Below are 13969 nucleotides of genomic sequence, written 5' to 3'. Positions count from 1 at the left end.
TTCGGACACAAAACCGCGAACAGATGCTCGCTGAGTTCGAAGTTAGCTGGAGTTCGGACATAAAACTGCGAACGGATGCCGGCTGAGTCCGAAGTTGGCTGGAGTTCGGACCCAAAAATGCAAACGGATGCCGGCTGAGTCCGAAGATGGCTGGGGTTCGGACACAAAACCGCGAACGGATGCCGGCTGAGTCCGAAGTTACCCGGAGTTCGGACTCAAAATCGCAAACTGGTGCACGCAGAGTCCGAAGTTGCCGGAGGTTCGGACTCAAAACTGCGAACTGGTACACGTTGAGTCCGAAGTCGCACGGGGTCGGACTCAACATCGCAAACAGATATACCGAGTTCACCAAAACTTCAATATTATTTACCCCTCAAATAAACTATAATTAAAGTGAGGTGGATAATTATGACAAATGCATTAAAAAGGCCTAATTGGCTGATGTTTGGTGTGCTGTTATCTATGATTCTGTTTTCCAACTACTTTCTTTACAGGACCACGCTTTTTGGTCCGGTTCCAGACGGTGCGGCGGTTGGCTCCCTGTTTGACTTGCTGGTTGTTGTACCCTTATTGGCGTATTTCCTTATCCTTCGGAAAAGGTATTCGCTGAAGTATTTAGGAGCAGTTATTTTAGCAGGATACGGAGCTGCCTATTTTATTATCCCTGCCAGCCAATTTTCGCAGTTTGCCTTTTTACCTTATGTAATTGTTTTTTCCCAAGCGCTTTTTATAGGGCTGGAGTTGTTTATTGCCTATAAGATTCTTACTAAGCTGCCTGTACTTTTAAAAGAATACCGCAGGCTAAACGGTATTAATTCTCTATTTCTCTTTAATGTTAAAAGGGCGGCTGAAACGCATTTGCCGAATAATAGGTTAGGAACTGTATTTATGACTGAATTCGCTATGTTTAATTATGCCCTGTTTTCATGGAAAAAGAAGCCCTCCATAAAGCATGGAGATAGTTTCACATACCATCAAAAAACAAGTGTAAATGCTGTTTATATTATGCTGATCCATGCGATAGCCATTGAATCGATCGGACTTCATTATTGGCTTCATTCATGGAATGCTATTGTGGCATATATCATCTTAATAGCAAATATATATGGCATTATATACTTTCTGGCCGAGATCAACGCCACCCGCTTAACCCCTTTCGTCCTTACTGATTCTCATTTGCTGCTGCAGTCAGGATTCTCAAAAAGCATGTACCTTCCATTGGAAGATGTTAAAGAAATCAACTATTATGATGGTCCCGAAAAGTTGAGCAGAAAAGAAATGAATGATATATTTGATGCCAGATTGCCTGATCTTATCCAGGAAAAGCCGATGTTCGAAATTATACTTAAGGAGCCGGCAGTTTATGAGCTTATGTACGGTATGAAAAGAAAAGCAAGCCGCATCGTTCTGAATGTGGATGAACCGGAGAGATTTTATCGCAGTCTAACGGGCAGTAAGACCCCGCTTCAAGACTCAGAGGAATCCATGGAGGATAATAAGCGGGGGTCAAACTGCCCGTAAGGCCCGATTGGTGAGATACAGTGAAACTTGCCGACGCGCAGGCAGAGGCTTAGTTGAACCAATCGGGTTCGTAGTGTCGATTGATCGAAGCGCTAGCGGAGATCTTAGCGACACTAGAACGGGACTAACAATCATTGGGGATAGAGTACACCCCCACTGATTGAAGTTTCACTTTACAGGAAGTTTCAAACAAATTAGCTCAAAAGTAAAGGAAAATCCCGAGGGATTTTCCTTTTTTGTGTGGGCTTATTTCCACCAATTATCGTGCATGGATGCAGGCATCTGGCGCTTATGTTCGGAAACGAAGTAACGGTTTTCAATCTTTTCTGCTGCTTCCGGACTTACTGATTTTCCTTCCAGGTAATCGTCCAATTCATCATATGAAATACCCAGTTCTGTTTCATCAGCCTGTCCCGGTTTCTGGTCCAGAAGATCGGCAGTCGGCACTTTTAAGTAAAGTCTTTCTTCTGCTCCAAGCTCTTTAAGCAGTGCCTTTCCCTGTCTTTTAGTCAGTCCGGATAATGGCAGGATATCTGCTCCGCCATCACCATATTTTGTGTAAAATCCTGTCACTGCTTCTGCTGCGTGATCTGTTCCGATAACCAGCAAGCCAAATTGGCCGCCAATTGCATATTGGGCGATCATTCTCATGCGGGCTTTCACATTGCCTTTGTGATAATCCTTTAACGGTTCCTCCGGCAATATACGATCATATTCGGTTTTTACTTCATCAACTGCATTTTTAATATTAAATACAACCTCACGGTCAGCCTGGATAAAGGAAAGCGCCAGCTGGGCATCCTTTTCATCCTGCTGTACACCATATGGCAGGCGGACTGCCATGAATGTTGCCTCCTTGCCTTCTTTTCGCAATTCTTCAACAGCGAGCTGGGCAAGTCTTCCGGCGAGAGTGGAATCCTGGCCGCCGCTTATGCCCAGTACATACCCTTTGGCATTCGTTTTAACAAGGTAATCCTTTAAAAACTGGATTCTGTTTTTTATTTCTTTTTTTGGATCAATTGCTGGATTCACATTTAAATTTTCCATAATTTCTTTTTGCCTATTCATTGCAGGTTCCTCCCTCTTCCTATAGCTTCAGCTCTTTATATTTTGTTTAACCTGGCTGATCATGTTCATTTTATTATCCCAGCACTCCTGGCTCAGGTCGACCGGGTATTCCTCCGGATTTAAAGAACGGCGGTACTCATCCCATAATACGTTGAGATTTTCCTTTGCAAAGCTCTGCATCTCTTTTAAGGATGGAACTTTATAGGTAAGCTTCCCTTCCTGAAAAATCACTTTATGCAATTCTCTCGCTTCGAAATTGGTAACGAATTTGCTTACGAACGTGTGAACTGGATGGAACATCTTAAGCCTAGGTTCTGCTTGAGGATTCTCATGATCCAGTGCAATATAGTCTCCCTCTGATTTATGGTTGTCTTTGTTAATAATCCGATATACTTTCTTTAGGCCGGGAGTGGTTACTTTTTCCGGATTGCCGCTAATTTTTATTGTGTCAGTCATCTTGCCATCTTCATTTTCTATTGAAACGAGTTTATAAACAGCTCCTAATGCTGGCTGCTCATAAGCCGTGATCAATTTTGTGCCAATGCCCCAAATATCGATTTTCGCTCCTTGAGCTTTTAGGTTAATGATGGTGTATTCATCCAGATCATTTGATGCAATAATCTTAGTGTCATGAAAACCGGCTTTATCCAGCATTTTCCTTGCTTCTTTGGACAGATACGCCAAGTCCCCGCTATCCAGTCTAATTCCTTTAAAGTTGATTTGACTTTCCATTTCCCGGGCGACTTTAATGGCGTTCGGGACTCCGGATTTCAGCGTGTCATAGGTATCTACGAGAAAAACACAGTCTTTATGAGTCTGGGCATATTTCTTAAAAGCGGTATACTCATCCTGATATGCCTGTACAAAAGAATGGGCATGGGTTCCTGCAGCTGGAATGCCAAATTTCTTGCCGGCTCTAACGTTAGATGTCGCATCAAAACCTCCTATATATGCTGCTCTTGTTCCCCAGATGGCAGCGTCCATTTCCTGTGCCCTTCTGGAACCAAATTCCATAGCTGTCCCATCCCCAATGACTTCTTTGATTCGTGTAGCTTTTGTCGCAATCAAGGTTTGGTAATTTATAATATTTAATAGTGCTGTTTCTACGATCTGGGCTTCTGCCAGCGGAGCTTCTACACGCATAATCGGCTCATTGCCAAACACAAGCTCTCCTTCTTCCATTGATTTAATGGTTCCTGAAAAAGTCATGTTTTTAAGATATTCGAGGAAATCGTCCGCATAATTCAATTCGTTTTTTAAGTACTGCAGGTCACTCTCGGTGAATCTGAAATTCTCAATATACTCGATCACTCTTTCGAGCCCTGCAAAAACACCATATCCATTCCCAAAAGGGAGCTTCCTAAAATATACTTCAAAGACCGCTTTTCGATTATGTATATTGTCTTCCCAATAAGTCTGCGCCATATTTATCTGGTACAAATCAGTATGCAAAGCTATACTATCATCCGCAAATTCCCTGTGCATAATCGCAACCTCCTGTGACAAATCTTCCTTATGTATTTCTTTTATTGGCTAGTATCCCCCATTCCCATCTTTCTCAACTTAAATGGATGAAAAATTTGCCTATTATTTTAATAGTAGTGAAGTTCAAAGCCTTAAGCAAATTTTTCAGCCTGAATATATACGGATATTTACCCATTTAAGACTTTTTTACACATTCTCAAGCGCTTGTTCGTTATTTTGAACAAGCGATACTATCCTGTTATAACGCTTCAAGGTTATTTCCCGAATATCAGCAGCTGCGATATTATTTTAAAATAAGAAACCATTCTTCGCTCCCCTTTTGCTGGAATCACCAACCTTCCGCCCTCAGCATAAGATGTCATGAACTGACAAGGAGGGCTGTGAGATATGGATAGACGGGGTCTTTTGCCTTTCGTTGTGACCGCATTTTTTGCCGTAATGATTTCGCTCTTTACTTTTTCGCTTATGGATTCAAAGGATGCCGAGCCGCCAAAAACAGAGACCGTTCCAGATGGCCATAGTAAAAGCCATGAAAGTGATATCTCGAATGAAGTAAAAAATAATATCAAAGGCAATAAAGCCAATGTGAATAATTCAATCGACAACAATTTAAATAATGGTGAAGATAGTCAAATTGATAATAATGTTACGAATGATATAGAAGTAAATGTGGATGTGAATGTAACAAATACGATAAAAAATAAGGCTGATAAAAATCAGGACTCCGGTCAAAAAGATAATGAAAAGGAAAACAGCAGCGGCGATAAGGATAAGGGAAATGACCAGGACGGCCAATCTGGGGATGATGAAGTCGTTTGGGGTGTAGACTCGGCAAGTCTCACTTCAAGCGACTTGATTTCTTGTGTTCGTGAAAACTTTGGATCTCCTAAAGTATGGGGACGGTATTTAGGTGAAAAAGAAGGTGTATCAGCAGGCATTACACCAGAAGAAGCCGAACTGCTGCAGGGCAATGATATTAAATTACTCGTGATATGGAATCGATTTAATGATGCAACAGGCCTTGAAAATGGACAGAGTGAAGCAAGAGCAGCTGTTCAATTGGCAAAGGAGCTGGGAATACCCGAGGGTGTCGCGGTTTTTGCGGATATCGAGCCTAATTATCCTGTCGACTCTTCTTTTATAAAAGGCTGGTATCAAGCCATGTCAGAATCACCCTATGAACCTGGTATTTATGGAATTTTTGATAAGGAAAAGGCCCTGAGGAAAGCTTTCGATCAGGCTGCAGCCGAAAACACTCTCCTTCTTGAAAACACATATATATGGACTGCAGCGCCGAATAAAGGAATCACCGCTGAGGCACAAGCTCCTGAATATAAACCTGAAGCTCCGGATAACTCACTGATTGCAGGCTGGCAGTATGGAATTGATGCGGAGGCATGTAATATAGATACGAACTTATTTAACAAAGACATTCTGGATGTTTTTTGGTAAATAAGAAAAGCGGAAGCGCCTTGCCCACGAAGGAACGCAGACTAAGAACGCCACGTCCTGTGGCAACGTCTGCATGACCCCCATCCTGGGGGCCTCAAGCACAAGTCGAGCCTCACGGAAAGGCGTCCTTTGCCTTTTTGGGAGGATTGGCTTGTGACCTCGAGGGGGTAGCCGCTGGAGCTAGACAGCAAAAATAAAGAGCCCCTAAAGGCTCTTTTACATTTTAAAGCTGTTCTTTGGCATCCCGTTATTCCAAAACTGATTCATGATAAACGGTGTGCCGATAAACACAGGAACGATATAATAGCTGAGACGGTAGAACATGAGAATCAAAAGCCCCAGTTCTGATGGGACACCCTGTGATTCCAGTCCGATCAAAAATACAAAGTCAAAGGATCCTATTCCGCCTGGTATCATACTCGCAATACCGGCACAAGCAGAGATGATGACAATCGGAAACAAAACAAAAAATGGAATCGATACTTCAAGGGCTCTGGCAATTCCCCAGATACATATAATAATAAATAGCCACTCAAGTAATGAAACCGTCAGCAGTTCCCCTGCAAACCCCTTTTTGATGTGCTTTGTATTCCAAAATGACGACTTAAAAAAGTAAACGCCCAGCAGCAGCGGTGTGTAAGCGGCGACAGCCCAGACTGCGAGTTTTATAAGCTTTACATCATCATACAAATGTAAATCGGTAAATAGGACGACCCATGACAATATAGACAAGCCTGTAAGGTAAAAAAGTGACAGTTTGGCAATTATTTTAATATACGGTGTACTGCCTGTCAGGTAATCTTTATAAAAATAGGACCTGAGTGTAGCCCCTGCCACACCTCCCAGTCCAATAAAGTTCGAGAATGCGTTAGCAGATAAAGAATAAAATAAAAGCTTTTTTTTAGGAACCCTAATTCTGAAAAGCCTTTGCAATATTTCATCATAAAAATACATTGGAAAAAGGGCAGCCAGTCCCAATAAAAGGATAAAAAATATTCGGCGGACAGTTAGCCGGTCAACATAAAGCTCAAGGAGAGCCCAATTAAAATCAGTGAATATCCCTTTTGCTTCAAGCATGACAAACAGCAAAATGAATAAGGGTACAAGGAGTTTGGCAAGCGTAATAATTGTTTTTTGTTTTAACAAGGACAAAATACCCCACCATTCATTTAGAGAACTAGAGATAATTTAATCTCCCTGATAGAGTGTATCATAAAAGCTTAATATATATATACTTTTTCCTATTATATTCCTATTTAGTGACAATAGAATGGACAAGAAATAAGTTTTTGCAAATGGTTCAATATCTGCAATTGTTATCAATACAGCATTCAATTATACTTAAATATGTGAATAGAGGTGAACTGACATCTTTGAACTATTAATTGAATCGTCTTTTATTTCATCAGAATATACTCTTTATTTAACATATATCATTGGATTAGCTGCTAAGCTGTTAATCATTTGGAAAATAAAGCATGCTTTTTATAGTACTGGAAATATCTGGAATGAACAAAATGAATATGAAAACCTTCCAGAGTTTTGCATGGATCGGACCTTTATTTGCGATTCGATTCAGTCGTGGATGGCAAAACTGATCCTGAAAAAAGGCGATCAAAGCGATGAGCCGGAAGGCCTCTCCCCTATTTTATAAAAAAATATAGCGGGAGGTTTGACCTGAATGAGAAAAATAAAACGGTTGCTGGCCATTACTATGATCACCGTATTGCCAATATTCTTATCTGCCTGTCAGGCTCAAGGAGGACAAGGAACAAGCTTTTTCCATCAATATTTTGTCAATCCATTTGCATTGGCCATACATGGAACGGCTGTTTTCTTTCATGGCAATTTCGGACTGGCCATAATCTTCATTACTATCGTGATCAGGCTGATATTAATGCCTTTAATGCTTAAACAATATAAAAATCAAAGCTTGATGAAAGAAAAAATGGATAAGTTAAAACCTGAACTTGATAAAATCCAGCAAAAGCTGAAAATAGCGAAAAAACCGGAAGAGCAGCAAAAGCTGCAGCAGGAAATGTTCGGTTTGTATCAATCGCATGGAGTGAATCCTTTGAATGCGGCGGGATGCCTTCCAATCATGATTCAAATGCCCATTTTAATGGGGTTCTATTATGCCATAAGAGGAAATCAGGAAATTGCGGCACATTCATTTCTCTGGTTTAATCTGGGTCATTCTGACATTTGGATCACGATCATTGCAGGAATAGTGTACTATCTTCAGTACCGGTTCACTCTTAGCAATATGACTGCGCAAACGCCAAAGCAAATAAAATTCATGGGTTTATTGTCTCCTGTAATGATTATGCTGGTTTCTTTAAATGCTCCTGCAGCTTTGCCGCTATATTGGACTGCAGGCGGATTGTTTTTAGTTTTTCAATCATGGCTTGGAAGAAGATTATATACAAAAGATAAAACTGATCATGTGCAGTTTATGTCAGAATCGTAATGACATGGGGAGCAGGCTTAATGCCATGCTCCTCTTTTTGTTTAAAGAAATTTGAATAACAGTATCTATTCTTGGAAAGATAAGGGGGAAAATCAAAAGGAGGAAAGTGTATGATTAAGCGTAAATTAATGATGGCAGGAGCACTGTCAGCAGCATTACTTGCAGGCTGTGCAACGAATAATAATGATATGAATGAAACAGCTCAGAGAAACAGAGACTTGACAGAGCCGACTAAAGTGAACGACAGCAACTATGGCGAAAATGGACGCACCACTGAGCCGGGGATTGATCTTACCCGCACGGGAACGGACAATGACAATCAAAATGATTCCCCGAGAATGAAGGTTGCTGATAAAGCTGCCGATAAAATTACCTCTATACCAGAGGTTGAATCAGCAAATGTCATCGTAACTGACAATAATGCCTATGTGGCCGCACGCTTAAATGATGGAAATGGAGAATTGACTAAGGATGTTGAGGGTAAGATTTCAGATCAGGTGAGAGCCGTCGATCAGGATATCGATAATGTATATGTGTCTGTTAACCCTGACTTTTATGATCGAATGACAGGATATTCAGAGGATATTCGGGCAGGTCATCCAGTAGAAGGATTTTTTGATGAATTTACACAAACTGTGCGCAGAATTTTCCCGACACAAAGGTAAAAAGAAAACGGCCCATAACAGGCCGTTTTCTTTGTGGGTTTAAGCATCCTGGAAGTAGTCTTTATAAAATCCGCTTACTTTTCCGGAATTGTCTACAATGAAATAAAATTCTTCCGTTTCATTTTTTACATCATAGATATTCCCTGCTGTTAAAGCCCGGTTTACAATGTATTTTGCTGCGTCTGTGTGCACACATTTTACTTTTTTCAATGTTTCGCGTTCATGCCAGTTTAAATGAATCACTATTGCCACTCCTTCAAAGTCTGCATTATTTTCTATGTTTAGTTTTTATCGCAGTCTTACTGCCTGTAAAGGCCCGATTGGTTAACTAACAATCAGTGGGAAAGAGAACCCCTACTGCTTGAAGTTTCACTTTATTATAATGAATAGGAACGGTTGTCTGCAACCAGATTCTCTTTAGCAGCTGGCATTAGCTTCATTATTTTCCGAAACTGCCTGATTTTATCTGCCTCAAATGTATAAACTTCTCCAGTTAACGTGTTTTTCATTGTTATATAGTTAATTTCACAGATCTGGTCTATTCGTACAAATTCTAAATGATCATAATGTTCCTTATCATATACCACTTCATAAAAGCCATTATCTGCTAAAATTTCCATTTTGATGACCCTCTTTCTAAGATGATGGCAAAGGTTATATACCACCCGCTTAGCCTGTTTCAAACCACCAAATGAAATTTTGCAGGGTTTAGCTTAGTTTTTCCCACTCGCTTAGGTGCATTGGATTTAGATGAGGTTTTGCCTCCCCCTCTAAAACAGCGATATATTCTAATGAGTGGCCGTCCGGATCATAAAAATAGATTGAAGCAGCCGGCATCCATGTATGGACAATCGGTTCTGCCGGTGATAGGCCAAAGCTTTCCCTGACCTCGATCTCTTTTTCGGTTAAAAACGGAATAATTCCCCGGAGCTTCTCAGGCGAAACAGAAAAGGCTATATGATTTTTCCTTATAGGGGTGTCTTTTGTTTCCCAGATGCCCAGCATGTTCTCTTTATTTTCGCCCAGAAAGAAAAATGCTGCTTTTCTGTCTTCTGTCGTGTAAGCTACTTTAAAGCCGAGGTTTTCATAAAATTTGATGCTTCTTTCCAAATTGCTTGAGTTTAGATGTGCTTCATATAATTTTGCTCCCTGCATGGTAAGGTCCTCCAATTCATTTTTTATCTGTTTTTATTGTATAAAAAGCGATAACCATGCCATACAGAAAAAAGGATGAACTTGTGTTCATCCTTTAGTCGTATGTTATCATGCATCCAATCGAATCTTAACTCCCAGTTTTTCCAGCTGCTGTTCAAGCTTTTTGTAATAATCATCACTTACTCTTCCTCTTGCACCGCGGAGAATTTCAAGAGCGTAATGGTCAGGCGGGGGCAGCTCCCCTTTTTTATTATAGACATGAAAAGTCAGGACATTTTTGTACAATTTATCCTCTGCCTGAACATTTACAAAGGCAGGACGGTACCATTGTCCGTAAAAACCTTCCCTTTGGAACAGATATTCAACAGCTTCATAGGGAAGTTCATATAGAACCCCTTCAGTGACACCGCCATTTTCTATAATATCTGCCCTTCCTCCATCATCCCTGGAAAACAGGTATTGCATCGAATAACCGGCCAATATTCCCCCGCCGACAATCGTTTTGAAATGGTGATCTACCTTGGCCACGCAAAATCGTTCATCATCCATACAGGATCCGTAAGCAAAATAATAGGTCTTCTCCGGCTTATCCTTCATAAGCTGGTAAAGCTTCCAATCACCGTGAAGAATTGGTTCTGCCAGCAGGTCATCCCTGGAGGATACATATACTAGTGCATTTACTTCCCCCTTATCCGTATGGACAGTCTGTTCCACCCTATCGTATAAATTGTCTTTTCTGCCCGGGATATAATCCTCCAGTTCATCCAGATCGGAAAAATGATCCAAATGCACTTCATAAAGTTCCCCATACACTTTTTGGTCAAGCGATGGTTTCATAGAGGGATAGCCAAGCCCAGTATCAAATAATTCCCCGTATACCCATGCCTGCTCGGCAATGCAGGGGCTTCCTTTTAAAACAAAGTGATTGGTTTCATGCATTCTTAAGGTTCCATATACAAACAATTTCTGCGTAGTCATAAGCAAACATTCCCCCTTGGTTCTCTCTTTTGTTTACTATAGTATCATTTTCTGAAGATTCTTTTCAAAAAAAGAAGACGGAGAAACATCTCCGTCATTCCTGGCATTGGCAGGCATCCAAATTTTTAATTACCGGAAGCCTGCAAATTAATTTGTTATTTGAGCTTTTATGGTGTGGTGTTAATAAATCCATTTCTTTTTGTTTTGTCTTCATTAAAGCTTCCATTACATACATTTCATCATACATATGCTCTCGCTCCTTTTCCCATATCTTTAATACCATTTTAATTTCTTAAAAGCTTTATCACATTGGCTATGAGGAGGAGATATTTTAAGCCTTTTGAACGAAAGAAGATGGAAATTGAAAAAACCTGCGGGAAGTTCTCCCGCAGGCTTCATATGCCTATTGTTTTAATGTATTAGCATTTTCAATGACTTCTTTTGCTTGTTCACGCAATCTGAATTTCTGAATTTTTCCTGAAGCTGTCATTGGATATTCATTTATAAATTCGATATAGCGGGGGATTTTATGGCGTGAAATCTTCCCTTTGCAATAATCGCGAAGTTCTTCTGCAGTTAAGTCAGAGCCCTCCTTAGCTATTACCCAGGCGACCACTTCTTCACCATATACAGCATCAGGAACCCCAACCACCTGAACGTCCAGAATCTGAGGATGAGTATACAGGAATTCTTCTATTTCACGCGGATATATATTTTCTCCGCCGCGGATGATCATATCCTTTAATCTGCCTGTGATTTTACAGTATCCGTTCTCTTCCATTACAGCTAGATCCCCGGTATGGAGCCATCCATCTTCATCAATGGCCTCTTTTGTAGCATCCGGGTTTTTATAATATCCCTTCATGACATGGTATCCTCTTGTGCACAATTCCCCCTGAGCGCCGGCAGGGACTTCATTATTTGTGCCCGGTTCTACAATTTTCACTTCCACATTCGGCAAAGCCCTTCCGACTGACTCTACTCTCAGTTCAATAGGATCATCTGTCCTAGTCTGGGTTATGACTGGCGATGACTCTGTTTGGCCATAGGCAATGGTTATTTCTCTGGCACCCATCTTTTCGATTACGCCTTTCATGACCTCAATCGGGCAATTGGAGCCAGCCATTATGCCGGTACGGAGGGTCGATAGATCATATTTGCTGAAATCAGGATCATTCAGTTCTGCGATAAACATTGTCGGGACCCCATGGAGGCCTGTACATTTCTCATCCTGGACCGTCTGCAGAACAGCTTTAGGACTGAATTCCTGAACAGGAACAATGGTGGCGCCGACGGATATGCATGCCATCGTTCCAAGCACACAGCCGAAACAATGAAAAAATGGAACAGGAATGCATAAGCGGTCATCTGTAGTTAATCGCATACAATTTGCAATATTGTATCCATTGTTAACTATGTTATTGTGGGTTAGCATAACCCCTTTCGGAAAGCCTGTCGTTCCGGATGTATATTGCATATTAATGGCATCATCAGGGTCAAGGCTTTGCATCCGCTCATCGAGTTCACTGTCTGTGACCGATTCGCCCATCCTGATGATATCTTCCCAGCTATAGGTACCAGGGAAGCGCTTTTCTCCCATGACGATAACGTTTTTTAAGAAAGGAAGTGTTTTGCTTTTCAGCTGCCCCGGCTCGGAATCTTTCAGTTCCGGAACGATGCTGTACAGCATTTCTATGTAAGAGGTGTCTCTGAACTTCTCCATTAGTACAATCGTTGTACTGTCAGATTGCTTTAATAGATACTCGAGTTCAGCAGCTTGATAGTTTGTATTAACGGTTACAAGGACAGCCCCCATCTTGCCTGTTGAAAACTGGCACGTAAGCCATTCCGGCGTATTTGTTGACCATGCGGCAATATGCTCACCTTTTTCAAGGCCCAGCTTCATTAACCCTTTGGCAGCAAGCCTGCAATAATCATTAAACTCCTTATAACTCATTCGGAGCCCGCGATCTGCATAAACTACAGCTTCATGATCAGGGTGAAGGCCGGCTTTCTCCTCCAGGAGCTTCCCTACTGTTAGATTCAATAATTCCGTCATCCAGAAATCCTCCTTGGTATATGATCTAATTATTATGCAAAAGATTTCTCTAAGATGCTGATTTAAAACGCTTACATTTTATGTTAACACATATTGCTGAATATTCAATATTTTCATATAGTAATAGTTTATAAATTTTCATAAGATAAAAAAACTGCCCTAAAAAAGGGCAGCAGGTTTAAGTTGAAACTTCTCTCTCGTTAAAAATAAAGACCTTCAAATAGTGATAGTTCTTTGTTAAAGCCTGGCGCTACTTGAACAGCAAAGGGTTTCTCACCCCTCTTACGAAGAACTTCCATTGCCATTCCATTCTCGTATAATGGCTGGCAAAAGATGATATTAACTGAACCAATCAGAATGGCTGCTCTTTTGTCTTTTCCGTCACTGCTTATGTAAATATCAGCCCGGGAAGCTGGAATGATCTCCTGCCATGCTGCCGCAGATTTTTCACAGTCTTTAGAAGCTATATAGACTGCTTCTATTTTTTTAGCAGCCAGCTTTTCATCAATTAGGCCGAGTTGTCTCAGTTCCGCAAATCTTTTATCATCTTCCTTGCCCCAGTCAATAAAGAAAGGGTATTGATAGTCGTAATTTTCCTTTAAGAAGAGCATTTTCCAGGAAAGGATGCTTCCGTCCGCCCTCTTTCTGCTTCCATCAAAGATTGGGAGGGTCTCAAAGCCCTTTGCCGTTAATTCACCCTGCAGCTCTTCAATATTATTAGTTCGGAAGCAAAGCTGTCCGATTCCTTCTCCACTTCTTATTTCTTCTGTTAGCTGTTTAATGAGCGGATTATCGCTCATTGAGGCAATATGATTCTTTTCAATCGATAAAAACTCAAGGTATGAATGCCCAATGTACAAGAGGCTGTTATATGTTCCCCAATTTTCATGGCTCCCCCCTGATATTGCCATATATCCTTGATCCCTCCATTTTGCAGCAGCAGCATCCGGCTCAGCCTTTATAAAGTGGACAATATGATCAAGCGTCACATTCATATGCAGATTCTCCCTTTATTCAGTAGTTATATAAATTTTACCTTTTTCTGTATAACACAGTCTACTGTCTGATAGTGTGAAATGAATATGCAGAAAAATGTCACCAGAATGTAATAAATCT

The 13969-nt window shown here is 40.9% G+C and carries 14 protein-coding genes; 4 read left to right on the top strand and 10 right to left on the bottom strand.

Features of this window, described 5'->3' with window-relative positions; genetic code table 11:
- The first annotated feature begins 408 nt into the window (after positions 1 to 408).
- Positions 409 to 1521 (top strand): hypothetical protein, encoded by a 1113-nt coding sequence (locus AC3WTL_RS05270; protein WP_492369163.1) that lies wholly within the window; start codon positions 409 to 411, stop codon positions 1519 to 1521.
- Positions 1522 to 1767: 246 nt separating this feature from the next.
- On the opposite strand, the gene nadE is transcribed toward AC3WTL_RS05270, so the two are convergent.
- The gene (gene nadE / locus AC3WTL_RS05265) at positions 1768 to 2589 is read right to left on the bottom strand and encodes an NAD(+) synthase (RefSeq protein WP_222500779.1); all 822 of its coding nucleotides are present in this window, start codon (positions 2587 to 2589) and stop codon (positions 1768 to 1770) included.
- 27 nt (positions 2590 to 2616) lie between these two features.
- Positions 2617 to 4074, bottom strand: a complete 1458-nt coding sequence (locus AC3WTL_RS05260) for a nicotinate phosphoribosyltransferase (RefSeq protein ID WP_248347328.1) — start codon at positions 4072 to 4074, stop codon at positions 2617 to 2619.
- Between the two features lie 387 nt (positions 4075 to 4461).
- Here AC3WTL_RS05260 and AC3WTL_RS05255 point away from each other — a divergent pair, with 387 nt between their 5' ends.
- The gene (locus tag AC3WTL_RS05255) at positions 4462 to 5526 is read left to right on the top strand and encodes a glycoside hydrolase domain-containing protein (RefSeq protein ID WP_492369162.1); all 1065 of its coding nucleotides are present in this window, start codon (positions 4462 to 4464) and stop codon (positions 5524 to 5526) included.
- Between the two features lie 216 nt (positions 5527 to 5742).
- Here AC3WTL_RS05255 and AC3WTL_RS05250 read toward each other — a convergent pair whose 3' ends face one another.
- Positions 5743 to 6672: a lysylphosphatidylglycerol synthase domain-containing protein gene (locus AC3WTL_RS05250; protein WP_492369161.1), complete on the bottom strand. Its 930-nt coding sequence runs from the start codon at positions 6670 to 6672 to the stop codon at positions 5743 to 5745.
- A 535-nt stretch (positions 6673 to 7207) separates the two neighbouring features.
- On the opposite strand from AC3WTL_RS05250, the gene yidC reads away from it, so the two are divergent.
- Both yidC and AC3WTL_RS05240 read left to right on the top strand, forming a co-directional pair.
- Positions 7208 to 7996, top strand: coding sequence for a membrane protein insertase YidC (yidC, locus tag AC3WTL_RS05245; protein WP_222500788.1), 789 nt, complete (start codon positions 7208 to 7210; stop codon positions 7994 to 7996).
- A 110-nt stretch (positions 7997 to 8106) separates the two neighbouring features.
- On the top strand, positions 8107 to 8661 hold the full coding sequence (locus tag AC3WTL_RS05240; RefSeq protein ID WP_048011116.1) for a YhcN/YlaJ family sporulation lipoprotein: 555 nt from the start codon (positions 8107 to 8109) through the stop codon (positions 8659 to 8661).
- 39 nt (positions 8662 to 8700) lie between these two features.
- Here the strand turns inward: AC3WTL_RS05240 and AC3WTL_RS05235 are convergent, their stop codons facing one another.
- The 7 genes from AC3WTL_RS05235 to AC3WTL_RS05205 all read right to left on the bottom strand — a co-directional run bounded on the left by AC3WTL_RS05235 (position 8701) and on the right by AC3WTL_RS05205 (position 13848).
- Positions 8701 to 8904: a DUF6501 family protein gene (locus AC3WTL_RS05235; RefSeq protein WP_048011117.1), complete on the bottom strand. Its 204-nt coding sequence runs from the start codon at positions 8902 to 8904 to the stop codon at positions 8701 to 8703.
- 134 nt (positions 8905 to 9038) lie between these two features.
- Positions 9039 to 9281: a hypothetical protein gene (locus AC3WTL_RS05230; protein ID WP_492369160.1), complete on the bottom strand. Its 243-nt coding sequence runs from the start codon at positions 9279 to 9281 to the stop codon at positions 9039 to 9041.
- 88 nt (positions 9282 to 9369) lie between these two features.
- Entirely contained in the window at positions 9370 to 9816 is a 447-nt protein-coding gene (locus AC3WTL_RS05225) for a VOC family protein (RefSeq protein WP_163145129.1), read from the bottom strand.
- Between the two features lie 108 nt (positions 9817 to 9924).
- Positions 9925 to 10794 (bottom strand): gamma-glutamylcyclotransferase family protein, encoded by an 870-nt coding sequence (locus AC3WTL_RS05220; protein ID WP_048012044.1) that lies wholly within the window; start codon positions 10792 to 10794, stop codon positions 9925 to 9927.
- Between the two features lie 94 nt (positions 10795 to 10888).
- Positions 10889 to 11041 (bottom strand): hypothetical protein, encoded by a 153-nt coding sequence (locus AC3WTL_RS05215; protein ID WP_492369159.1) that lies wholly within the window; start codon positions 11039 to 11041, stop codon positions 10889 to 10891.
- A gap of 156 nt (positions 11042 to 11197) precedes the next feature.
- Entirely contained in the window at positions 11198 to 12853 is a 1656-nt protein-coding gene (locus AC3WTL_RS05210) for an AMP-binding protein (protein ID WP_492369158.1), read from the bottom strand.
- A gap of 200 nt (positions 12854 to 13053) precedes the next feature.
- A complete protein-coding gene (locus tag AC3WTL_RS05205; protein ID WP_492369157.1) occupies positions 13054 to 13848 on the bottom strand; it encodes a VOC family protein in 795 nt (264 codons plus the stop codon).
- Between the last annotated feature and the right edge of the window lie 121 nt (positions 13849 to 13969).

Source organism: Cytobacillus sp. EB106-05-05-XG126 (genome assembly GCF_058791715.1).
Note: the sequence above shows the minus strand (reverse complement) of the source record. Positions and strands in the feature narration are given on the sequence as shown.